General features: G+C 72.1%; 20 protein-coding genes. 1 reads left to right on the top strand and 19 read right to left on the bottom strand.

What is annotated here, in order from left to right; genetic code table 11:
* From mltG to AC3X7R_RS13695, 10 genes are all read right to left on the bottom strand, one after another.
* Positions 1 to 1,161, bottom strand: coding sequence for an endolytic transglycosylase MltG (gene mltG / locus AC3X7R_RS13650; protein WP_489966214.1), 1,161 nt, complete (start codon positions 1,159 to 1,161; stop codon positions 1 to 3).
* Positions 1,154 to 1,615 carry a Holliday junction resolvase RuvX gene (ruvX, locus tag AC3X7R_RS13655; protein WP_489966215.1) on the bottom strand — a complete coding sequence of 154 codons (462 nt, stop codon included), beginning with the start codon at positions 1,613 to 1,615 and terminating at the stop codon, positions 1,154 to 1,156. Before ruvX ends, mltG begins: the two co-directional genes overlap by 8 nt.
* A gap of 1 nt (position 1,616) precedes the next feature.
* Positions 1,617 to 4,334, bottom strand: a complete 2,718-nt coding sequence (gene alaS / locus AC3X7R_RS13660) for an alanine--tRNA ligase (RefSeq protein WP_489966216.1) — start codon at positions 4,332 to 4,334, stop codon at positions 1,617 to 1,619.
* A complete protein-coding gene (locus AC3X7R_RS13665; RefSeq protein ID WP_489966217.1) occupies positions 4,334 to 4,675 on the bottom strand; it encodes a DUF6167 family protein in 342 nt (113 codons plus the stop codon). Before AC3X7R_RS13665 ends, alaS begins: the two co-directional genes overlap by 1 nt.
* Positions 4,672 to 5,157 carry a hypothetical protein gene (locus tag AC3X7R_RS13670; protein ID WP_489966218.1) on the bottom strand — a complete coding sequence of 162 codons (486 nt, stop codon included), beginning with the start codon at positions 5,155 to 5,157 and terminating at the stop codon, positions 4,672 to 4,674. Before AC3X7R_RS13670 ends, AC3X7R_RS13665 begins: the two co-directional genes overlap by 4 nt.
* Before the next feature lie 11 nt (positions 5,158 to 5,168).
* Positions 5,169 to 6,548 carry a replication-associated recombination protein A gene (locus tag AC3X7R_RS13675; RefSeq protein ID WP_489966219.1) on the bottom strand — a complete coding sequence of 460 codons (1,380 nt, stop codon included), beginning with the start codon at positions 6,546 to 6,548 and terminating at the stop codon, positions 5,169 to 5,171.
* Between the two features lie 38 nt (positions 6,549 to 6,586).
* Complete coding sequence (locus AC3X7R_RS13680) at positions 6,587 to 8,386, bottom strand: ABC transporter substrate-binding protein (RefSeq protein WP_489966220.1); 1,800 nt, start codon at positions 8,384 to 8,386, stop codon at positions 6,587 to 6,589.
* A 140-nt stretch (positions 8,387 to 8,526) separates the two neighbouring features.
* Positions 8,527 to 10,341 carry an aspartate--tRNA ligase gene (aspS, locus tag AC3X7R_RS13685; RefSeq protein ID WP_489966221.1) on the bottom strand — a complete coding sequence of 605 codons (1,815 nt, stop codon included), beginning with the start codon at positions 10,339 to 10,341 and terminating at the stop codon, positions 8,527 to 8,529.
* The gene (gene hisS, locus AC3X7R_RS13690; RefSeq protein ID WP_489966222.1) at positions 10,338 to 11,690 is read right to left on the bottom strand and encodes a histidine--tRNA ligase; all 1,353 of its coding nucleotides are present in this window, start codon (positions 11,688 to 11,690) and stop codon (positions 10,338 to 10,340) included. Before hisS ends, aspS begins: the two co-directional genes overlap by 4 nt.
* 1 nt (position 11,691) lies before the next feature.
* Positions 11,692 to 12,414, bottom strand: a complete 723-nt coding sequence (locus AC3X7R_RS13695; RefSeq protein WP_489966223.1) for an MBL fold metallo-hydrolase — start codon at positions 12,412 to 12,414, stop codon at positions 11,692 to 11,694.
* An 86-nt stretch (positions 12,415 to 12,500) separates the two neighbouring features.
* Here AC3X7R_RS13695 and AC3X7R_RS13700 point away from each other — a divergent pair, with 86 nt between their 5' ends.
* Positions 12,501 to 13,739 (top strand): DUF349 domain-containing protein, encoded by a 1,239-nt coding sequence (locus AC3X7R_RS13700; RefSeq protein ID WP_489966224.1) that lies wholly within the window; start codon positions 12,501 to 12,503, stop codon positions 13,737 to 13,739.
* A 19-nt stretch (positions 13,740 to 13,758) separates the two neighbouring features.
* Here AC3X7R_RS13700 and AC3X7R_RS13705 read toward each other — a convergent pair whose 3' ends face one another.
* The 9 genes from AC3X7R_RS13705 to pdxS all read right to left on the bottom strand — a co-directional run bounded on the left by AC3X7R_RS13705 (position 13,759) and on the right by pdxS (position 21,722).
* Complete coding sequence (locus AC3X7R_RS13705; RefSeq protein WP_489966495.1) at positions 13,759 to 15,993, bottom strand: RelA/SpoT family protein; 2,235 nt, start codon at positions 15,991 to 15,993, stop codon at positions 13,759 to 13,761.
* 94 nt (positions 15,994 to 16,087) lie between these two features.
* Complete coding sequence (locus tag AC3X7R_RS13710; RefSeq protein ID WP_489966496.1) at positions 16,088 to 16,606, bottom strand: adenine phosphoribosyltransferase; 519 nt, start codon at positions 16,604 to 16,606, stop codon at positions 16,088 to 16,090.
* A gap of 37 nt (positions 16,607 to 16,643) precedes the next feature.
* Positions 16,644 to 16,949, bottom strand: coding sequence for a preprotein translocase subunit YajC (gene yajC, locus AC3X7R_RS13715; RefSeq protein ID WP_489966225.1), 306 nt, complete (start codon positions 16,947 to 16,949; stop codon positions 16,644 to 16,646).
* A gap of 50 nt (positions 16,950 to 16,999) precedes the next feature.
* Positions 17,000 to 18,076, bottom strand: coding sequence for a Holliday junction branch migration DNA helicase RuvB (gene ruvB / locus AC3X7R_RS13720; RefSeq protein WP_489966226.1), 1,077 nt, complete (start codon positions 18,074 to 18,076; stop codon positions 17,000 to 17,002).
* 1 nt (position 18,077) lies between these two features.
* Positions 18,078 to 18,677, bottom strand: coding sequence for a Holliday junction branch migration protein RuvA (gene ruvA / locus AC3X7R_RS13725; RefSeq protein ID WP_489966227.1), 600 nt, complete (start codon positions 18,675 to 18,677; stop codon positions 18,078 to 18,080).
* Entirely contained in the window at positions 18,674 to 19,213 is a 540-nt protein-coding gene (gene ruvC, locus AC3X7R_RS13730; protein WP_489966497.1) for a crossover junction endodeoxyribonuclease RuvC, read from the bottom strand. The genes ruvA and ruvC overlap by 4 nt, the downstream gene beginning before the upstream one ends.
* 106 nt (positions 19,214 to 19,319) lie before the next feature.
* Positions 19,320 to 20,084 carry a YebC/PmpR family DNA-binding transcriptional regulator gene (locus AC3X7R_RS13735; protein WP_489966228.1) on the bottom strand — a complete coding sequence of 255 codons (765 nt, stop codon included), beginning with the start codon at positions 20,082 to 20,084 and terminating at the stop codon, positions 19,320 to 19,322.
* 60 nt (positions 20,085 to 20,144) lie between these two features.
* Positions 20,145 to 20,741 (bottom strand): pyridoxal 5'-phosphate synthase glutaminase subunit PdxT, encoded by a 597-nt coding sequence (gene pdxT, locus AC3X7R_RS13740; protein WP_489966229.1) that lies wholly within the window; start codon positions 20,739 to 20,741, stop codon positions 20,145 to 20,147.
* A 72-nt stretch (positions 20,742 to 20,813) separates the two neighbouring features.
* The gene (gene pdxS / locus AC3X7R_RS13745) at positions 20,814 to 21,722 is read right to left on the bottom strand and encodes a pyridoxal 5'-phosphate synthase lyase subunit PdxS (protein ID WP_489966230.1); all 909 of its coding nucleotides are present in this window, start codon (positions 21,720 to 21,722) and stop codon (positions 20,814 to 20,816) included.
* Positions 21,723 to 21,760 lie beyond the last annotated feature (38 nt).

A 21,760-nucleotide genomic window follows, 5' to 3' on the forward strand; every position in this document is an offset into this window, starting at 1 on the left:
TCAGCACGCGTCCGAGGTCTCGCAGTACGCCAGGTACTCGTTCTTGAACTGCAGGAACTCGTCGTAGGAGTCGGTGAACTTCGTCTCGCCGGTGCGGAGGTCGACGGTGACGTAGTAGTACCAGGGGCCGTCCTCGGGGTTCGCCGCCGCCTCGATCGCGTCGTCACCCGGCGCCTCGATCGGGGTGGGCGGCAGCCCCGGGTAGAGCCGGGTGTTGTACGGCGTGTCCACGGCGAGCTCCTCGGTGGTCAGCGCCGTCGTCCCGGACTTGCCGATGCCGTAGGCGTTGGCGGCGTCCACCTGGAGCAGGCCGTTGGTGCCGCCCTTGTCCCCTGGTCCGTCGAGCCTGTTGTAGATCACCCGAGCCACCTTGGGCATGTCGTCACCGCGACCCTCGGCCTCGACGAGCGAGGCGATGATCATCAGCTCGGCGGGAGTCTTGCCCAGCTCGGCCGCGCGCGCCTCCAGGCCGGCCTCGTCGGCGGCCTGCCGCCACCTGGCCACCATCTTGGCCAGGATGTCGGCGGGCTTGTCCTTGGGACCGATCTCGTAGGTCGCCGGGAAGAGGTAGCCCTCCGCGTTGCCGCCCGCGTAGTCGGGCAGCCCCAGGGCCTGCGGATCGGCCAGCGCCTTCTCGTAGCGCTTGCGGTTGAACCGGGTCTGCTCGACGAGGATGTCGACGATGTCGACGACGCGCATCCCCTCGGGGATGGTGACGGTCGACTTCACCTGGTTGGCGGGGTCCACCAGCAGGTCGAGGGCGTCGGCCGCCCTCATCTCCTCCGCGAGCTCGTAGGAGCCCGGCTGGATCTTGTTGGAGTCGGGGTTGGCACTGGCCGCGTCGATGAAGGCCTGCACCGAGGCCACCACTCCGGCGTCCTTGAGGTTCCGCCCGATCTCGGCGACCACGTCGCCCGGCTCCACCTCGAACATCACCGCCCCCTCGCCGGGTCCGGGATAGTCCTCCACCGACCCGAACTGGTCGGAGACGAACTGCACCCCCTTGTCGACGGCCAGGTAGAGACCACCGACGACGAGGGCGAGCACCACCAGCACCACCAGGCAGCCGCCCGGGCCCCGCTGCTTCTTGCGCGCACCGCCCGCCACGTAGCCACCCTGCTCGTGCTCGAGCCGCAGCAGCGTCTCCTCGTGCTCACTCATCGTTGACCTCGACGATCTCTCCGGGAGCGGTTCCGGTGCTTCGCTCCGTGTCCAACGCGTGTTGCAGGATCACGACGGCCGCGACCTGGTCGACCACGGCGCGGCGCTTGCTGCCCTTGCTGCCGCGCTCGCGCAGCATCGACTCCGCGCTCACCGTGGTCAGGCGCTCATCACACAGTCTCACGGGCACGGGAGCAACCCGACGAGCGAGGGCCCGGGCGAAGTCGCGGGCCTTGGCCGCCGCGGGGCCCTCCGCGCCGGACAGCGAGCGGGGCAGTCCCACGACGATCTCGACGGCCTCCTCCTCCGCGAGGATGCGGGCCAGCCGGCGCAGGTCGCCGCGGCCGCGCGGCACGGTCTCGACCGGCGTGGCCAGGAACCCGGACGGGTCGCTCCTGGCGACGCCGATCCGGGCGTCTCCCGGGTCGATCCCGAGGCGCACACCGTGGCGCACGTCAGCTCCCGCTGACGGCTCGCGCCACCTCGGCCGGGACAGCCGCCACCGCCGCGTCGACTCCCGACACCTCGGTCCCACCGCCCTGCGCCAGGTCGGCCTTGCCGCCGCCCCGGCCGCCGACGTGCGGGCCGAGCGCCCGCACCAGCTCGTGGGCGGAGAGGCCACGCTCGCGAGCGGCCTCGTTGGTGGCGGCGACCACGGAGACCTTGCCGTCCGCCGCGCCGACCAGTACCACCACACCCGGCCGGTCCCCGGCCAGGCGGGCACGCACGTCGACCGCGAGGGTGCGGACGTCGCCGCCGGCCGCGCCGTCGAGGCGCCCGGCGACCACGGCCACCCCGGCGACGTCCTGGGCTGCCTCCGCGAGCGCGGCCCCACCGGCGAGCAGCTGGCTCAGGCGTGCCCGCTCCAGCTCCTTCTCGGTCGACCGGACCCGCTCGACCAGGTCGCGCACCCGGCCCACCACGTCGTCCGGCTGTGCCTTGAGCAGGGTCGTCAGCTCGCCGACCACGTCCCGCTCCCGAGCGAGGTAGGCGAAGCCCTCCACACCCGTGAACGCCTCGATCCGCCGGTTCCCCGAGCCGACCGACGACTCCCCGGTGATCACCACCGTGCCGATCTGCGAGCTGTGCTCGACGTGCGTGCCTCCGCAGAGCTCGCGCGACCAGGGACCGCCGATCTCCACCACCCGCACCTGCTGGTCGTCGTAGGTCTCCCCGAAGAGGGCGATCGCGCCCCACTCCTTGGCCTCGGCCAGCGTCATGTACTGCCACGCCACCGGCAGGTCGGCGCGGAGCGCCTGGTTGGAGACCGTCTCGATGTCGCGGACCTGCTCGCGCGAGAGCCCGGCGGTCCACCCGAAGTCCAGACGCAGGTAGCCGGGACGGTTGTAGGAGCCCGACTGCAGCGCCGAGGGGCCGAGCACCTCGCGCAGGGCCGCGTGCACCACGTGGGTGCCGGAGTGGGCCTGCCGGGCACCCGTGCGCCACTCCGGGTCCACCTTGGCGTGCAGCAGCGAGGCGTCCGCGGGCAGCTCGCCCTCCAAGACCCTGACCTGGTGCACGACGAGACCCCGGACGGGGCGCTGCACGTCGACGACCTCGAGCACGCCGCCGTCGAGCTCGATGCGGCCCGCGTCGGCGGCCTGGCCGCCGGACTCGGCGTAGAAGGGGGTGCGGTCGAGCACCAGCTCCCCGACCTCTCCGGTGGTGAGCGCGTTGACCGGCCTGCCCTCACGGAGCAGGGCCAGCGGACGCGACTCGGTCTCGAGGGTCTCGTAGGCCAGCCACTCGGTCGGGCCGTGCGCGTCCAGGACCGCCCGGTAGGCGGCGGTGTCGGCGTGCTGACCCCGCTTGGCCCGGGCGTCGGCCTTGGCCCTGGCCCGCTGCTCGGCCATCAGGTTGCGGAAACCCTCCTCGTCGACCTGGAGCCCCTGCTCGGAGGCCATCTCGAGGGTCAGGTCGATGGGGAAGCCGTAGGTGTCGTGCAGGGAGAAGGCCTGGTCGCCCGAGAGGGTCCGGCCACCGGCGGACTTCACCTCGGTCGCCGCCTGGTCGAAGATCTGCGTCCCCGACCGGAGGGTCTTGCGGAACGCGTCCTCCTCGGTGTACGCCACCCGGGAGATCCGCTCCCAGTCGTCGTGCAGCTCGCGGTAGGTCTCCGCCATCCGGTCACGGGAGACCGGCAGCAGCTCCGGGAGCGCGCGGTCCTCGTACCCCAGCAGCCGCATCGACCGCACCGCGCGGCGCAGCAGCCGGCGCAGGACGTAGCCACGGCCCTCGTTGCCCGGGGTGACCCCGTCGCTGATGAGCATCATCGAGGAACGGACGTGGTCGGCGACGACCCGGAACCGGACGTCGTCGCCGGGGTCGGCGCCGTAGCGGCGGCCGGTCAGCTCCATGGCCTTCTCGATCACCGGGAACATGACGTCGATCTCGTACATGTTCTGCTTGCCCTGGAGCAGGAAGGCCACGCGCTCCAGACCCATCCCGGTGTCGATGTTCTTCATCGGGAGCGAGCCCGCGATGTCGAAGTCGCTCTTGGAGCGGACCGCCGAGAGCTCGTCCTGCATGAAGACCAGGTTCCAGATCTCGAGGAGGCGGTCCTCGAGCGCCACCGGCATGTCCGGGCCCAGGGTGGCCGAGTCGAAGTCGGGGCCGAACTCGGGTCCCCGGTCGTAGAGGATCTCCGAGCACGGCCCGCCGGGCCCGGGGACCCCCATGGACCAGTAGTTCTCCCGCGGGCCGAGCTTGATGATCCGGTGCTCGGGGAGACCGGTGACCTTGGACCACAGGGCCACGGCCTCGTCGTCTCCGGCCAGCACCGACGGGTAGAGCCGGGACTCCTCCAGCCCGAAGCCACCGTCGGCGACCGGCTTGGTGATCAGGTCCCAGGCGAGGCGGATGGCCCCTTCCTTGAAGTAGTCGCCGAAGGAGAAGTTCCCGCACATCTCGAAGAAGGTGCCGTGCCGGGTGGTCTTGCCGACGTCCTCGATGTCGGGGGTCCGCACGCACTTCTGCACGCTGGTCGCCCGCTGGTAGGGCGGGGTCTCCTGCCCCAGGAAGTAGGGCTTGAAGGGGACCATCCCGGCATTGACGAAGAGCAGGTTGGGGTCGTCGAGCAGCAGCGAGGCCGACGGCACCACGGTGTGGGGCCCGACGGTCGCGTCGCCCTCGAAGTGCGCCAGGAATCGGCGGCGGATCTCGGCGGTCTCCATCAGGTGGCGTCTCTCGTGTCGTTGGTCGGTGCGAGCTGCTGCTCGGTCGGTGCAGGGTTCTGCTGGGTGGCGCCCCCGGTGGCCAGCACCGGCGGTGGCGGGGCGGCCGTGGCGAGCTGCGGTGCCACCGGCGGTGCCAGGCCGAGACGCTGCCGGAGCTCCGTCTCACGCTCGGTCCGGGCCGAGTGGAGCTCCTCGCCTGCGACCCGGGCGGCGTGGGTCAGTCCGAGCCACCGGTTCCTGAGCCCCTCGGCGCTGACGCTGTCGAGGGCTCTGCGCGCCTTGTTCACGGCGTAGACGCCGGCTCCCGCGCCCGCGACGAACCAGAGGCTGCGACTCATGCCGCGTCACCTCGCTCGCGTGCGTAGTACTGCCGCAGGGCCTCCTTCACGTCGGCGCGACGCTGGCGTGCCGCCCGTCTCGTCTCCCGGCGCATCTCGGCACGGAGCCGGTCGCGCACCTCCGGGGAGAGCACGCGGCGTACGCCGTGCGCCCAGGAGGCGGCCTTGACCACGGACTCGCGCACCACCAGGTCGGCGAAGAGCCGGCCCTCGATCCGGCCGGCCGCGGGCGAGGTGCTGGTCGGGGGCTCCACGCCCACGTCGGTGATGACGAACTCGGCCGTGCCCGGACGTCGCGCCGCAGCGGCACCGGCCCGCTCCAGCTCCTCGAGGCGGGCCAGCAGGAGGGCCTGCTGGTCCGCGGCACGGGCCAGGGCACCGGCGGTCTGCCGCCTGGTCCGGCGCAGGGAGACCGCGAGCGCGACCACGAGCACCACCAGCGCGGCGGCACCGATCAGCGCGAGGGTCGTGGGCTCGTTCACAGAGGGGAACCCTACCTGCCGCCCCGGTCTCCGCGGACGAGGCTGCGGATCCGCTGCCAGCGCTCCTTGACCGCCGACTCGGCCCCGAGGCTGGTGGGCTGGTAGTACCTCGACTCGAGGACCACGTCCGGGGCGTACTGCTGCCGTGCGACGCCGTACGGCTCGTCGTGCGGGTAGGTGTACCCCCCGCCGTGCCCGAGCGTCTTGGCACCGCCGTAGTGGGCGTCGCGCAGGTGCGGCGGCACCGAGCCGATCCTGCCCGCGCGCACGTCGGCGCTCGCGGCGTCGATCGCCTTGATCACCGCGTTGGACTTGGGCGCGACGGTGAGCGCGATGGTGGCCTGGGCGAGGTTGAGCCGCGCCTCGGGCATCCCGATCAGCTGCACCGCCTGGGCCGCGGCCACCGCCGTGGTCAGGGCCGTGGGGTCGGCGAGGCCGATGTCCTCGCTGGCGAGGATCACCAGGCGCCGGGCGATGAAGCGCGGGTCCTCCCCCGCCTCGACCATCCGCGCGAGGTAGTGCAGCGCGGCGTCCACGTCGGAGCCGCGGACCGACTTGATGAACGCGGAGGTGACGTCGTAGTGCTGGTCGCCCTGCCGGTCGTAGCGCACGGCCGCGCGGTCGACCGCGGTCTCGGCCAGCTCCAGGTCGATCAGCCGGGCGCCCGACCCGCCCACCGACGCGGCGGCGCCCGCCGCTGCCTCGAGGTAGGTCAGGGCGCGCCGTGCGTCGCCTCCGGCCAGTCGCACCAGGTGGTCGCGGGCGTCGTCGGCGAGCTCGAACTCTCCGGCGAGGCCGCGCTCGTCCTCGAGCGCCTGGTCGACCACCTGGCCCACGCCCTCGTCGCTGAGCGACTCCAGCCTCAGCAGCAGGCTGCGCGACAGCAGCGGGGAGATGACGGAGAAGAACGGGTTCTCGGTGGTGGCCGCGACCAGGGTGACCCAGCGGTTCTCCACCCCCGGCAGGAGGGCGTCCTGCTGGGCCTTGGTGAACCGGTGCACCTCGTCCACGAAGAGCACCGTCTCCCGTCCGCCCCGGGAGAGCTCGGCGCGGGCCGCGTCGATGGCCGCACGGACCTCCTTGACCCCCGCGGCCACCGCGGAGACCTCGACGAAGCGCCGGTCGGTCTGCAGGCTCACGATGCCGGCGATCGTGGTCTTGCCGGTCCCGGGCGGGCCCCACAGGAGCAGCGACATCGACTGGTCGCCCTCGACGAGACGCCGCAGCGGCGAGCCGGGCGCCCGGAGCTGGTCCTGCCCCACCAGCTCGTCGAGCGTCCGCGGCCGCATCCGCACGGCCAGCGGCGCCGAGGCGTGCGTGTTCGCCCCCAGCGACCCGGCTCCCGGGTCGGGGGCGTCGAAGAGTCCGGGCTCGGACGACGGGGCAGCCACGCCCCCAGCCTAGGCGGCCGGTCCGGCAGACCGGCTCCTCACCTGGCGACGAAGAGGTCCTTGTAGTTCGGGGAGCCGATCGAGGCGTCCCCCGACGGGTTGCCGATCTTCTCCCCGAACGCGAAGAGCTCGTTGCGGTGGTCGACCGGGATGAGGGGGAGGAACTCGGTCATCACCCGCGCGTCCAGCTCGCCCCACGCGGCGTCCTGCTCGTCGTGCGGGAGCGTGGCGATCCGGTCCATCTCGCGGTCGACGGACTCCTCGGCGAAGCGTGCGGTGTTGTAGACCGAGTCGGAGGCCAGCAGGGGCCGCAGCAGCGCGGATCCGGTGGGCCAGTCGGCGCAGAGGGTCACGCCGCGCAGGTTGAGCTGCTTGTTGGTGTCGTCCTTGGGGTCCGACCACACGTTGTACGGCGACTGCCGCACGGGGATCGCCCGCACCTTGAACCCGGCCTCCTTCAGCCCGCGGGTGACCTCGCCCTGCACCTCCCTGGCCAGCGGGTCGACGTCGTAGTAGATCATCGTGATCTCGTACTCGCCGGGCTGGTAGCCCGCCTCGGCCAGCAGCTCCTTGGCGCGCTCCGGGTCGGTCCGGATGGGACCTCCCTCGGGCACGTGGTCGCGCCGTCCGGCGGTCCACTGCGGGAGGAGCGAGGCGGCGTGCACCCGCGTCGCGCCGGGGACCTCCCCGGAGGCCAGCCAGGCGTCCTCGTAGGGGTAGGCGTAGGCCAGCGCCCGGCGCACCTCGGGCTCGGTGACCTTCGTGTAGTCCGGGGCCAGCGTGGTGACGCAGGGCGACGGCTGCTGGACCAGCCGGCCGCCGAGCTCCGTCACCGCCTGCTCGTAGTGCTCCTGGCCCAGTGCCAGGGAGATCGCCGTCTGGGACTCGGGGCTGCCCGCGAGCATGACCTGGTCCACCTGCGCCTGGTCCTGGTCGAAGCGGAAGACCCACTTGTCGACGTACTGGTGGCGTGCCGGGTCGCTGGCGGGGTTCCACTGCTCGTTGCGGATCAGCACCAGCTCCTTGCCGGGCTTGAAGCTCTCCACCTTGTAGGGGCCGTTGGAGAGGGGGTCCTGCCCGTAGGCGGGCGGCTTGGACGCGTTCCCCTCGGGGGCGGGACCCATGGCCATGAAGGCGCCCCAGTGGTCCATCTCCGGGAACGGCTCCGACATCCGGATCACCACGTCGGAGCCCTCGACCGAGACCGCGGGGAACGCCTCGCCCTTGCCGTCCTTGCCCTTGCCCTTGCCCTTGCCCTTGCCGGTGTCGGCGTCGGCGTACGGGCCGGCGTACTTCTCCGCCCCCTCGAAGTACTTCACCGAGTACTCCGCACCGGGCCCCAGCGGGAACGCCTTGGTGTCCAGGGAGCGCTTGATGCCGAAGGCGACCTCCTGGGGGGTGATGAGCTTGCCGTCCTCCCAGGTCGCGTCGTCGCGGATGGTGAAGCGCCACTGCGTGAAGTCGTCGTTGGGCTGTCCGAGGTCGACCGCAAGGTCCGGCACCAGGATCGGGCGACCGTCCTCGCCGCGCGCGTACTGGGTCAGCGACCGGTGGGTCAGCGCCTGCTGGATGGCGCGGCCGCTGCCCTGCCAGCCGGCGGTGGCGTCCAGGGTGGTGGGCCCGGGCTCGCCGGGGACGTGGACGGTGATGGTGCCGCCCGGGGTCGCCCCGTCGACGTCCGGCGCCGGGCCCTGGCGGTCGGCGTCCCGGGTGACCGCGGCGGTCCCGGCGTCGCCCCCGGCCCCCTCGGGACCGTCGGTGGCGTCACCGGAGCAGGCCGGGGCGAGCAGCAGCACGGCGGCACAGGCGACCCATCCGAGCGACCTGGTCCGCTTCATGCTGTCGAGCCTTTCCACACGAGTGCGTGCCGAGGAGAAGGCGCCTGGCACGACGGCGCGGTTGGGACTCTAGGCGACCACTGGGTCACCTGGGATCACCCGGCGATAACGATCGGGTCTCGCCGAGGGGGCCCACGACATCACTCCCCCGGGGTCTCCGGAGCACTCTCCTCCTCGGGCGTCGCGTCCACACCGGCCTCGGCGCGCTGCTGCGGCGTGATGGGCGCGGGAGCCGCGGTCAGCGGGTCGTAGCCGCCACCCGACTTCGGGAAGGCGATGACGTCGCGGATCGAGTCGCTCCCGGCGAGCATCGCCGCGATCCGGTCCATCCCCACCGCGATGCCGCCGTGCGGCGGCGCGCCGTACTTGAACGCGTCGAGCAGGAAGCCGAACTTCTCCTGGGCCTCCTCCTCGCCGATCCCCATCACCGCGAAGACCCGCTTCTGCACGTCCTCGCGGTGGATACGGATGGAGCCGCCGCCCAGCTCGCTGCCGTTGCAGACGATGTCGTAGGCGTAGGCCAGCGCCGCACCGGGGTCGGTGTCGAAGGTGTCGAGGTACTCCGGCTTCGGGCTGGTGAACGCGTGGTGGACCGCGGTCCAGGCGCCGGTGCCGACCGCCACGTCACCGCTGGCCACGGCGTCGGAGGCCGGCTCGAAGAGCGGCGCGTCGACCACCCAGGTGAAGGCGAAGCGCGACTCGTCGATCAGGGCGCCGCGACGGCCGATCTCCAGCCGTGCGGCGCCGAGCAGCGCCCGGCTCGGCTTGGGGGCCCCGGCGGCGAAGAAGATGCAGTCGCCGGGCGAGGCGCCCACGTGCGCGGCCAGCCCGGCCGCCTCGGTCTCCGACAGGTTCTTGGCCACCGGACCGGTCAGCGAGCCGTCCTCCTGGACCAGCACGTAGGCCAACCCCTTGGCGCCCCGCTGCTTGGCCCACTCCTGCCAGGCGTCCAGCTTCTTGCGCGGCTGCGACGCCCCACCGGGCATCACCACGGCGCCGACGTACGGCGCCTGGAAGACCCGGAAGGTGGTGTCGGCGAAGAAGTCGGTGCACTCCACCAGCTCCTGGCCCATCCGCAGGTCGGGCTTGTCGGAGCCGAAGCGGCGCATCGCCTCCTCGTAGGTCATCCGCGGGATCGGCCGGCTGATCGTGTGGCCGGCCTCCGCCCACATCGCCTCGAGCACGTCCTCCATCAGGCGGATGACGTCCTCCTGGTCCACGAAGCTCATCTCGATGTCGAGCTGGGTGAACTCGGGCTGCCGGTCGGCGCGGAAGTCCTCGTCGCGGTAGCACCGGGCGATCTGGTAGTACCGCTCGATCCCGCCCACCATCAGCAGCTGCTTGAAGAGCTGCGGGCTCTGCGGCAGGGCGTACCAGCTGCCGGGCGAGAGCCGGGCGGGCACCAGGAAGTCGCGCGCGCCCTCCGGCGTGGAGCGGGTCAGCGTGGGGGTCTCCACCTCGACGAAGTCGTGCCCCTCGAGGACCGCACGGGCGGCGCGGTTGATCCGGCTGCGCAGCCGGATGGCGGCGGCCGGCCCGGAGCGGCGCAGGTCGAGGTAGCGGTGCTTGAGGCGCACCTCCTCGCCCACGTCGCCGCCCTTGTGCGAGCCCGCGTCATCGATCGGGAAGGGCAGCGGGGCCGCGGCTGAGAGCACCTCGACGCCCTCGGTGCCGGGCAGCGCCACGACCTCGATCTCGCCGGTGGGGATGGAGGCGTTGGCGTTGCCCTCGGGCCGGGTGCCGACCTCGCCGGTGACCTTGAGGCAGTACTCGTTGCGCAGGCTGTGGGCCACGGCCTCGTCGCGCACCACGACCTGGACCACTCCGCTGGCGTCGCGCAGGTCCAGGAAGGCGACGCCTCCGTGGTCGCGGCGCCGCGCCACCCAGCCGGCGAGGGTCACGGTCTCGCCGACGTGCTCGGGTCGCAGGCTGCCGGCGTCATGGGTGCGGATCACGGGGTGGTCTCCTCGGTGGTGGGGGTCAGGACCCGCGGTCGCAGGTCCTCGACGGGCGGGGTCCAGGCGGCCGGGTCCGCGGCCACCTGCTCCCCGGTGCGGATGTCCTTGACAGTGTGGTCGCCGTCCTCGCCCGGGAACCAGACCCAGGGGATGCCGCGCCGTTCCGCGAAGCGGATCTGCTTGCCGAACTTCTGGGCCGCCGGCGCGACCTCGCAGGGGACGCCGCTGCGCCGCAGCGCGGCCGCCACCTGGGTGGACCGGCTGCGGGAGTCCTCGTCGCTCACGGCCACCAGGACGGCGCTCGGCACCGGACGGGAGCCGGCCAGCACCCCGTCCGCGATCAACGGCAGGAGGCTGCGGGAGACGCCGAAGGAGACGCCGACGCCTGGGTACGTCGTCTTGCCGTCGGTGGCGAGGGCGTCGTAGCGCCCGCCGCCGCCGACCGACTTCAGGCGCTCGTAGCCGGTCATGAAGATCTCGACCACGGTGCCGGTGTAGTAGTCGAGGCCGCGGGCGATGCGGAGGTTCGCCTCGACCGTGACCGACGGGGCGTCGACGAGCGCACACCCCTCGACCACCGCGGCGAGCTCGGCCAGCCCCTCGTCCAGCAGCTCGTCGCTCACCCCGAGGGCGCGCACCCGCTCCACGAACGAGGTGTCGGCGACCCGGATCGTGGCGAGCTCCAGGCAGCGTGCGGCCTGCTCGGGGGTGGCACCCGCCTGCTCGACCAGCAGGCGCGCCACCTCCTCGGCGGGGAGCTTGTCGAGCTTGTCGATCACCTTGATGGCGGCGGTGACGTCGTCGAGGCCGAGGCCCCGGTAGAAGCCCTGGATCAGCTTCCGGTTGTTGAACTGGAACGAGACGGGCGGCACGGGAAGCCGGTCCAGCGCGTCGACCATGACGGACATGACCTCGACGTCGTGGTGGAACGGGAGCGTGTCCTTGCCGACGATGTCGACGTCGGCCTGGGTGAACTGGCGGTACCGGCCCTCCTGCGGGCGCTCGCCGCGCCACGCCGGCTGGATCTGGAACCGGCGGAACGGGAACTCCAGGTGGCCCGCGTGCTCCAGGACGTAGCGGGCGAACGGCACGGTGAGGTCGAAGTGCATGCCGAGACCGGTGTCGTCCGCGGCGTCGTCGGCCTGGAGCCGCCGCAGCACGTAGATCTCCTTGTCGATCTCGCCGCCCTTGGCGAGCCTGTCCAGCGGCTCGACGACGCGGGTCTCGATGTTGGCGAAGCCGTGCAGCTCGAAGGTCGAGGAGAGCGAGGCGATGACGTCGCGCTCCACGACCCGCTGGGCCGGGAGCAGCTCGGGGAAGCCGCTGAGCGGGGTGATCCGCGCCATCTCAGAGCCCCCGCGTGACGGGCGAGGAGGTGCCCTGGTCGAGCAGCTCGCGCAGGTAGGGGTTGGTCGCGCGCTCGCGCCCGATCGAGGTCTGCTCGCCGTGGCCCGGGAGCACCACGATGTCGTCGGCCAGCGGCAGCACCTTCTGGGTCAGGCTGCGCAGCATCGTCGGGTGGTCGCCCCCGGGCAGGTCGGTGCGGCCGATGGAGCCCGCGAAGAGCAGGTCTCCGGAGAACATCACCTCGGAGACCTCCGGCTGGCCGGCGGCCTCGCCGTACGGCGTCCGGAAGGTCACCGACCCCTCGGTGTGGCCGGGCGTGTGGTCGACGAGGAAGGTCAGGCCGGCGATCTCGAGGCTCTGCTGGTCGCTGAGCTCGCGGACGTCGTCGGGCTCGGCCCACTCGTACTTCCCGCCGAGGAGCATCTGGGTCGTCTCCCGCGACATGCCGGCCATCGGGTCGGCGAGCAGGTGACGGTCGCGGGGGTGGATCCAGGCGGTGGCGTCGTAGGTGCCGGCCACCGGGGCCACGCACCACATGTGGTCGACGTGCCCGTGGGTGACCAGCACGGCCACCGGCTTGAGGCGGTTCTCGCGGACGACCTGGTCGACGCCGGCGGCCGCGTCCTTGCCAGGATCGACCACCACGCACTCGTTGCCGGGACCGGTGGAGACGACATAGCAGTTGGTTCCCCAGGGGCCTGCGGGGAAGCCGGCGATGAACACGGTGATGGACCTTCGATCGACTCAGGAGCGGTTGTCGGTCAGCAGCCTACCGAGGCCCAGCCCGGCATTGACTAGCATGGGCGACCATGAGCGCGAGCAAGCAGTCCGAGTGGGGCCGGGTGGCCGAGGACGGCACCGTCTACGTCAAGACCGCCACGGGTGAACGGGCGGTGGGGTCCTACCCCGCCGGCACCCCCGAGGAGGCGTTGGCGTTCTTCACCGAGCGCTTCGCCGCCCTCGAGTTCGAGGTGGGGCTGCTGGCGCAGCGGATCGCCGCGGGCAAGGTCTCGCCCGAGGAGGCGACCGCCGCGGTCAAGACGGTGCGCGCCCAGGTGACCGAGGCCAACGCGGTGGGCGACCTCGACTCGCTGGCGGGCAAGCTGGACGCCCTGGGCCCGGTGATCGCCGCCCAGCGCGAGGCCCGCAAGGCCGAGAAGGCCCAGCGGACCGCGGAGTCCAAGGCCCGCAAGGAGCAGATCGTCGCCGAGGCCGAGAAGCTCGCCGACAGCAGCGACTGGCGCAACGGCGCCAACCGGCTCCGCGACCTCCTCGAGGAGTGGAAGGCCCTCCCCCGCCTCGACAAGGCCACCGACGACGCGTTGTGGCGCCGCTTCTCGTCGGCCCGCACCACCTACACCCGCCACCGCAAGAGCCACTTCGCCGAGCAGCACGAGAAGCGCGACGCGGCCCGCGTCATCAAGGAGCGGCTGGTCAAGGACGCCGAGGCCCTCGCCGACTCCACCGACTGGGGACCGACCTCCGGACGGTTCCGCGACCTGATGCGCGACTGGAAGGCCGCCGGCCCGGCGCCCCGCGAGGTCGACGACAAGCTCTGGAAGCGCTTCCGGGGTGCTCAGGACACCTTCTTCGGCAACCGCGACGCCGCCAACGCCGCGACCGACGCGGAGTTCACCAAGAACGCCGAGGTGAAGGAGGCGCTCCTGGTGGAGGCCGAGGCACTGCTGCCCGTCACCGACCTGGACGCCGCCAAGGCCGCCTTCCGCGCCCTCGCCGAGCGCTGGGACGAGGCCGGCAAGGTTCCCCGTGAGCGGATCAAGGACCTCGAGGGCCGGATGCGCAAGGTGGAGCAGGCGATCCGCGGCGTCGAGGACGACCAGTGGCGCAAGTCCGACCCCGAGAAGTCGGCGCGGGCCGACGACATGATCGGCAAGCTGCAGACCGCCATCGACGACCTCGAGGCCAAGCTGGAGAAGGCCCGGACGGCCGGCAACGACAAGCAGGTGCGCGACCTGGAGGAGAACCTCGCCTCGCGGCGCGCGTTCCTGGAGGCGGCGCGGCGCGCGGCGGAGGAGTTCTCCGGCTGAGGCTACGGCCGCCGGACGCCTACTGGGTGACCCGGTAGGCGTCGAAGACGCCCGGCACGCCACGCACCGCGCGCAGCACGCTGTCGAGGTGCGTGGCGTCGGCCATCTCGAAGGTGAACCGGCTCTTCGACACGCGGTCGCGGGTCGTCTGCAGGGTCGCGCTCAGGATGTTGACGTGGGTGTCCGCCAGCGCCATCGTGATGTCGGAGAGCAGCCTGGCCCGGTCCAGCGCCTCGACCTGGATGTTGACCAGGAAGGTGGAGTGCGCCGTCGGGGCCCAGTCGACCTCGACGAGCCGTTCCGGCTGGCTCTGCAGGCTCTCGGCGTTGGTGCAGTCCTTGCGGTGGACCGAGACGCCGCCGCCCTTGGTCACGAAGCCGATGATCGGGTCGGGCGGCACCGGCGTGCAGCACTTGGCGAGCTTGACCCAGACGTCACCGCTGCCCTGGACGACCACGCCGCTGTCCCCGGCGGACGCGGCCTTCTCGGGACGGCGCCGGCGACCGGTGATGGTGACACCCTCGGCGAGGTCCTCCGCGGCCCCGTCGTCGCCACCGTGCAGCTCGATCACCCGGCGTACCACGGCCTGGGCCGACAGGTTGCCCTCGCCCACGGCCGCGTAGAGCGCGGAGACGTCGGGCAGCTTGTAGTGGGTCGCCGCCTCGGTGAGGGACTCGTGCGACAGCAGGCGCTTGAGGGGCAGGCCCTCCTTGCGCATCAGCCGGGCGATCTGCTCCTTGCCGCGCTCGGTGGCCTCCTCACGCCGCTCCTTGGTGAACCACTGGCGGATCTTGGAACGGGCCCGCTGGGACTTCACGAAGTTGAGCCAGTCCAGCGACGGAGCGGCCGTGGGCGCCTTGGAGGTGAAGACCTCGACCACGTCGCCGTTGTCCAGGGTCGACTCCAGCGGGACCAGCCGGCCGTTGACCCGGGCACCGATGGTGTGGTGGCCGACCTCGGTGTGGACGGCGTAGGCGAAGTCGATCGGGGTCGACCCGGTGGGCAGGGCGATCACGTCGCCACGCGGGGTGAAGACGTAGACCTCCGCCCGGTTGATCTCGAAGCGCAGGGACTCCAGGAACTCCCCCGGATCCTCGACGTCGCTCTGCCAGTCCATCAGCTGGCGCAGCCACTGCATGTCGTCGAGGTCGCCGCGCTTGTCGGTGTCGACCCCGTCGCGCGAGTTCTCCTTGTACTTCCAGTGCGCCGCGACGCCGTACTCGGCACGACGGTGCATCGCGAACGTGCGGATCTGCACCTCGACGGGCTTGCCCGCGGGCCCGATCACGGTGGTGTGCAGCGACTGGTACATGTTGAACTTGGGCATCGCCACGTAGTCCTTGAACCGCCCCAGGACCGGGTTCCACCGGGAGTGGAGGACGCCGAGCACGGAGTAGCACTCGCGGTCCTCCTCGACGAGGATGCGGATGCCGACCAGGTCGTAGATGTCGGAGAACTCGCGGCCGCCGACGATCATCTTCTGGTAGATCGAGTAGTAGTGCTTGGGACGGCCGGTGACCTTCGCCTTGATCCTGGCGTTCTTCAGGTCTTCCTTGACCTGGGCGATGACCTCGGCCAGGAACTGGTCGCGCGACGGCGCCCGCTCCGCCACCATCCTGACGATCTCGTCGTAGATCTTGGGATGCAGCGTCGCGAAGGCGAGGTCCTCCAGCTCCCACTTGAGGGTGTTCATGCCGAGCCGGTGGGCCAGCGGCGCGTAGATGTCGAGGGTCTCGCGGGCGGTCCGCTCCTGGCTGGCCTGGGGCACGTAGCGCAGGGTCCGCATGTTGTGCAGCCGGTCGGCGAGCTTGATCACCAGCACCCGGATGTCGCGCGACATCGCGACGATCATCTTGCGGATCGTCTCGGCCTGGGCGGCGTCGCCGTACTTGACCTTGTCGAGCTTGGTCACGCCGTCGACCAGCACCGCCACCTCGTCACCGAAGTCGGAGCGCAGCTCGTCGAGGGTGTAAGGCGTGTCCTCGACCGTGTCGTGGAGCAGTGCCGCGACCAGCGTCGGCTCGGTCATGCCGATGTCGGCCAGGATCGTGGTGACCGCCAGCGGATGCGTGATGTAGGGGTCGCCGCTCTTGCGGGTCTGGGTGCCGTGCATCTTCTCGGCCGTCAGGTAGGCGCGCTCGAGCAGCGCCAGGTCGGCCTTGGGGTGGTTGGCCCTGACGGCACGGAAGAGCGGCTCGAGCACCGGGTTCCCCGGCTGGCTCCTGGTGCCGATCCGGGCCAGTCGGGCGCGCATCGAGCGGGCCGAGACGGGGAGCTCGGTGCTTGCCGGCTCCTGGGTCGTCCCGGTCTCTTCGCTCACGCCCGTCAGTCTAGTCCGCTGGTCCGGCTCAGACCGTCTGCAGGACGGTCAGCGGCAGGTCACCGCAGGCGGCCCGGCCGTCGAGGAAGCCGAGCTCCATCAGGACGGCGACGCCGACCACCTCTCCGCCGCACGACTCGACCAGTCGACTGGTCGCCGCCATGGTGCCCCCGGTGGCCAGCACGTCGTCGACCAGGAGCACCCGGTCGCCGGGCGAGATCGCGTCCTGGTGCACCTCGAGGGTGGCGGAGCCGTACTCGAGGTCGAAGGTCTCCTGGTGGGTGCTGCGCGGCAGCTTGCCGGCCTTGCGCACCGGGACGAAGCCGGCGCCCAGGGCCAGGGCGACGGGGGCGGCGAGGATGAAGCCACGCGCCTCCATGCCCGCGACCTTGTCGACGACCACGTGACCCGAGGGGTCCTGCCCGGCCGCGGCGAGCGCGGTCACGATCAGCTCGAAGGCCGTGTGGTCGGCCAGGAGCGGGGTGATGTCCTTGAAGACGACGCCGGGGGTGGGGAAGTCGGGCACGTCGACGACCAGGCGGGCCATCGCGGCGCGTGCCTCGGCGAGGACGGTCGACTCCACGTCAGGCGCCCGGAGCGGTGGGGCCGCCCGTGGCGTCGTCGGGACCGCTCTCCTCGACCATCGAGGGTTGGATCGCGGCCACGGCACCGCGGGCGACCTCGACCACCACGCCGGGCGCGATCTCGGCCCGGATCCGGTCGTCGTGCGTCTCCTGGACGGTGGCGAAGAGGCCCGAGCTCAGCAGGACCCGGTCACCGGGGGCGAGCGCGGCCTGCAGCTTCGCGACCTCCTTCTGGCGTCGGCTGGCCGGGCGCACGATCAGCAGCCAGAACACCAGGGCGATGGCGACCAGGGGCAGGAACTCCACGAAAAGACCTCTCGACGGGGGTGGGTGTGCGCCGCGAGTCTACGTCGGCCCTAGTCGTCGAAGAGACCCTCGTCGGCCGGGAGCGGTCCGGCCGCGGGCACGGGGAGCCCCAGGTGCCGCCACGCGGCCGCGGTGGCCACCCGTCCCCGCGGAGTCCGCGCGAGGAAGCCGTTGCGCACCAGGAAGGGCTCGGCGACCTCCTCCACGGTCTCGCGCTCCTCCCCCACCGCGACCGCCAGGGTGGAGACCCCGACCGGGCCACCGCCGAAGCGGCGGCAGAGCACGTCCAGCACGGCCCGGTCGAGCCGGTCCAGCCCGAGCTCGTCGACCTCGTAGAGGTCCAGGGCCGCCCGCGCCACCTCGCGGGTCAGCACCCCGTCGGCCCGCACCTGCGCGTAGTCGCGGACCCGGCGCAGCAGCCGGTTGGCGATCCGCGGCGTGCCACGCGAGCGGGAGGCGATCTCGGCCGATCCACCTTCGGTCAGGTGGACGTCCAGCAGGCCCGCCGAGCGGTGGACGATCTGGTCCAGCTCGGCGGGCTCGTAGTACTCCAGGTGGGCGGTGAAGCCGAACCGGTCGCGGAGCGGACCCGGCAGCAGGCCGGCGCGCGTGGTCGCCCCCACCAGGGTGAAGGTCGGGATCTCCAGCGGGATCGCGGTGGCGCCCGGACCCTTGCCGATGATCACGTCGACCCGGAAGTCCTCCATGGCCATGTAGAGCATCTCCTCGGCCGGCCGGGACATCCGGTGGATCTCGTCGACGAAGAGGACGTCTCCCTCGTTGACCGCGCTCAGGATGGCCGCGAGGTCGCCGGCATGGGTGATCGCCGGCCCGCTCGTCAGTCGCAGGGGCACCGTCATCTCGGCGGCGATGATCATGGCCAGGGTGGTCTTGCCCAGGCCCGGCGGTCCGGAGAGCAGCACGTGGTCCGGTGCCCGCCCGCGCTGCCGCGCCGCCTCGAGGACGAGCCCGAGCTGGTCCTTGACCCGGGTCTGCCCGACCACCTCGTCGAGCGCGCGCGGGCGGAGTGCGGCCTCCACGGCCCGCTCGTCCCCGTCCGCCTCCGCCGCGGTCAGCGAGCGGAGGTGGGCGTCCTCGCTGAGCGAGAGGAGCTCCTCGGGATCCATCTCAGGCCCGGCTCAGGGTCTGGAGCGCCGCCCTCAGCAGCGCCGGGACGTCGGGTGCGGCGCCCGCGTCACCGGAGACGGCCTCGACCGCCTTCTCGGCCTCCCGGGCCGACCAGCCGAGCCCGACCAGGCCCTGCTGCACCTGGTCGCGCCACGGGGCGCCGCCGGGCAGGGCGCCGGGAGCCCGGCCGGCACCGGAAGGGGCTCCGAGCCGGTCCCGCAGCTCCAGGATGATCCGCTGGGCCCCCTTCTGCCCGATCCCGGGGACCTTGGTGAGGGTCTTGACGTCCTCGGAGGCCACCGCGGAACGCAGCACGTCGGGGCTGAGCACCGCCAGGATGGCCTGGGCCAGCTTGGGTCCCACGCCGCTGGCCGTCTGGACCAGCTCGAAGCAGGCCTTCTCGTCGTCGTCGGCGAAGCCGAAGAGCGTGAGCGACTCCTCGCGGACGACCATGCTGGTCGGCAGGGTCGCCTCGTGCCCCGGGCGCAGCGTGGCCAGCGTGGCGGGGGTGCACATCAGCTCGAGCCCCACCCCGCCCACCTCCAGCACCGCGGAGGAGAGCGTGAGGGCGGCCACCCGGCCACGGACGAAGGCGATCATGCAGGTCTCCTGGTGGTGGTACGACGGAGGGCGACCGCCTGGGCGGCCGCGGCGGCCTCGAGCCGGGACTGGGCGCCACCGCGCCAGATGTGGGTGATGGCCAGGGCCAGGGCGTCGGCGGCGTCGGCGGGCTTCGGGGGCGCGGCGAGCCGCAGGATCCGGGTCACCATCGCGGCCACCTGCGCCTTGTCGGCACGACCGCTGCCGGAGACGGCTGCCTTCACCTCGCTCGGCGTGTGCAGGGCGACCGGGAGGCCGCGCCGCGCCGCCGCGACCAGGGCGATCCCGCTGGCCTGCGCGGTGCCCATGATCGTGCTCGAGTCGGACCGGGCGAAGACCCGCTCCACGGCCACGGCGTCCGGCCGGTACTCGTCGAGCCAGGCGTCGATGCCCTTCTCGATCGTCACCAGCCGCTCGGCGACCGGCAGCGAGGCGCTGGTGCGGATCACGTTGACGTCGACCAGGCTCAGCGGCCGGCCGACCTCGCCCTCGACCATGCCGATGCCGCACCGGGTCAGGCCGGGGTCGATCCCCAGGACACGCATCGCCACCCTCTCGTCCGAACGTGTGTTCGCACGACACGCTATCCCGTGGCCGCCGCGCTCCGGCGGCGACACGCAGGCAGCACCCCGGCGCCGGGGCTCAGCCCTCCAGCTGCGCCATGACGTCGTCGGGGACGTCGAAGTTGGCGAAGACGTTCTGCACGTCGTCGAGGTCCTCCAGCGCCTCGACGAGGCGGAAGACCTTCGCCGCGGCGTCGGCGTCCACCGGGATCTCCATGCTCGGGACGAACTCCACCTCGGCCGAGTCGTAGTCGATGCCCGCCGCCTGGAGCGAGGTGCGCACGCCGACCACGTCGGTGGCCTCGGAGATCACCTGGAAGGCCTCCTCGAGGTCGTTGACGTCCTCGGCGCCGGCCTCCAGGGTCGCCTCGAGGACGTCGTCCTCGGTGATCTCGCGGCTCTCCTGGCCCTTGGGCAGCATGACCACGCCCTTGCGGGTGAAGAGGCGGGAGACCGAGCCGGGGTCGGCCATGGTGCCGCCGTTGCGGGTGACCGCGGTGCGGACCTCCATCGCGGCGCGGTTGCGGTTGTCGGTGAGGCACTCGACGAGCAGCGCGACGCCCTGCGGGCCGTAGACCTCGTACATGATGGTCTGGTACTCCGCTCCCCCGGCCTCGGCACCCGAGCCGCGCTTGACGGCACGGTCGATGTTGTCGTTGGGGACCGAGGACTTCTTGGCCTTCTGGATCGCGTCGTAGAGGGTGGGGTTGCCCCCGGGGTCACCGCCGCCCTGCCGGGCCGCGACCTCGATGTTCTTGATCAGCTTCGCGAAGAGCTTGCCCCGCTTCGCGTCGATGGCGGCCTTCTTGTGCTTCGTGGTCGCCCATTTGGAGTGGCCTGACATGAGTCCCTCTATCAGTCTCGAGTACGGCTTCTCGGGTGCAGCCCTGGATTCGGTACGCCGTCAGACCGAACGCACCAGGTCCACGAACATCCCGTGGACCCGGCCGTCGCTGCCGACCTCGGGATGGAACGAGGTCGCCATCAGCGGGCCTTGGCGGACGGCCACGATCCTACCCAGGGCCGGACCGGAGCCGATCCGTGCCAGGACCTCGACGTCGTCCTCGACGCTCTCGACCCAGGGTGCCCGGATGAAGACGGCCCGGACCGGGTCGTCCAGCCCGGCCACCTCGAGGTGCTCCTCGAAGGAGTCGACCTGGCGCCCGAAGGCGTTGCGGCGCACCGTGATGTGCAGGCCGCCGATCGTCTCCTGGCCCGCGGCGCCGTCCTCGATCCGGTCGGCGAGCATGATCATGCCGGCGCAGGTCCCGAGGACGGGGAGGCCGTCACGGACCGCGTCGCGCAGCGGCCCCAGCATGTCGAAGAGGGCGGCGAGCTTGATCATGGTCGTCGACTCGCCACCCGGGACGACCAGCCCGTCGCAGGCGGCGAGCTCGGCGGGGCGGCGGACGGGGACGGGGTCGGCCCCGAGCGAGCGGAGCGCCGCGAGATGCTCGGGGACGTCTCCCTGCAGCGCCAGCACGCCGATGGTGGGAGTCACGGTCGCCGATCCTAGGACCAGCGAGACTAGGCGGCGCGGGGTCGGTCGCCTCCTCAGTTCACCGGTCGCGGATCACCAGCCGCGCTCGGCCAGCCGGTGCGGCTGGGGGATCTCGTCGACGTTGATGCCGACCATCGCCTCCCCCAGCCCGCGAGAGACCTTGGCCACCACGTCGGGGTCGTCGTAGAAGGTGGCCGCCTTCACGATCGCCTCGGCACGCCGCGCCGGGTTGCCGGACTTGAAGATGCCCGAGCCGACGAAGACGCCCTGAGCGCCGAGCTGCCTCATCATCGCCGCGTCCGCGGGGGTGGCGATGCCGCCGGCGGTGAAGAGCACCACGGGGAGCGTCCCGGTGGCGGCGACCTCCTGGACGAGCTGGTAGGGCGCCTGCAGCTCCTTGGCGGCCACAAAGAGCTCGTCGGGCTCGAGGGCGTGGAGCCTGCCGAGCTCGGCGCGGATCGTGCGCATGTGGGTGACGGCGTTCGACACGTCGCCCGTCCCGGCCTCGCCCTTCGAGCGGATCATCGCGGCGCCCTCGGTGATCCGTCGCAGCGCCTCCCCGAGGTTGGTGGCTCCGCAGACGAAGGGGACGGTGAAGGACCACTTGTCGATGTGGTGGGCGTAGTCGGCCGGGGTGAGGACCTCGGACTCGTCGATGTAGTCGACCCCCAGGCTCTGCAGGACCTGCGCCTCGGCGAAGTGGCCGATCCGGGCCTTGGCCATCACCGGGATCGAGACGGCCTCCTTGATGCCCTCGATCATGTCGGGGTCGCTCATCCGCGAGACGCCGCCCTGAGCCCGGATGTCGGCCGGGACCCGCTCCAGCGCCATCACCGCGACGGCGCCGGCGTCCTCGGCGATCTTCGCCTGGTCGGGGGTGACGACGTCCATGATGACGCCGCCCTTCAGCATCTCGGCCATGCCGCGCTTGACGCGCGAGGTGCCGGTGTCGCCGGACGTGGTGCGGGTCAGGTCAGCCATGGCCGCATCGTAGGGCCCCCCGCAGGGCGCCGACGGCC

It is taken from the genome of Nocardioides sp. Z22_16, from assembly GCF_058134365.1.

Coding starts and splice junctions, on each gene's coding strand:
- mltG (WP_489966214.1), bottom strand. CDS start 1,161: ATGAGTGAGCACGAGGAGACGCTGCTGCGGCTCGAGCACGAGCAGGGT.
- alaS (WP_489966216.1), bottom strand. CDS start 4,334: ATGGAGACCGCCGAGATCCGCCGCCGATTCCTGGCGCACTTCGAGGGC.
- AC3X7R_RS13665 (WP_489966217.1), bottom strand. CDS start 4,675: ATGAGTCGCAGCCTCTGGTTCGTCGCGGGCGCGGGAGCCGGCGTCTAC.
- AC3X7R_RS13680 (WP_489966220.1), bottom strand. CDS start 8,386: ATGAAGCGGACCAGGTCGCTCGGATGGGTCGCCTGTGCCGCCGTGCTG.
- hisS (WP_489966222.1), bottom strand. CDS start 11,690: ATGGCGCGGATCACCCCGCTCAGCGGCTTCCCCGAGCTGCTCCCGGCC.
- AC3X7R_RS13700 (WP_489966224.1), top strand. CDS start 12,501: ATGAGCGCGAGCAAGCAGTCCGAGTGGGGCCGGGTGGCCGAGGACGGC.
- AC3X7R_RS13705 (WP_489966495.1), bottom strand. CDS start 15,993: ATGCGCGCCCGACTGGCCCGGATCGGCACCAGGAGCCAGCCGGGGAAC.
- AC3X7R_RS13710 (WP_489966496.1), bottom strand. CDS start 16,606: ATGGCCCGCCTGGTCGTCGACGTGCCCGACTTCCCCACCCCCGGCGTC.
- ruvB (WP_489966226.1), bottom strand. CDS start 18,076: ATGGATCCCGAGGAGCTCCTCTCGCTCAGCGAGGACGCCCACCTCCGC.
- ruvA (WP_489966227.1), bottom strand. CDS start 18,677: ATGATCGCCTTCGTCCGTGGCCGGGTGGCCGCCCTCACGCTCTCCTCC.
- AC3X7R_RS13735 (WP_489966228.1), bottom strand. CDS start 20,084: ATGTCAGGCCACTCCAAATGGGCGACCACGAAGCACAAGAAGGCCGCC.
- pdxS (WP_489966230.1), bottom strand. CDS start 21,722: ATGGCTGACCTGACCCGCACCACGTCCGGCGACACCGGCACCTCGCGC.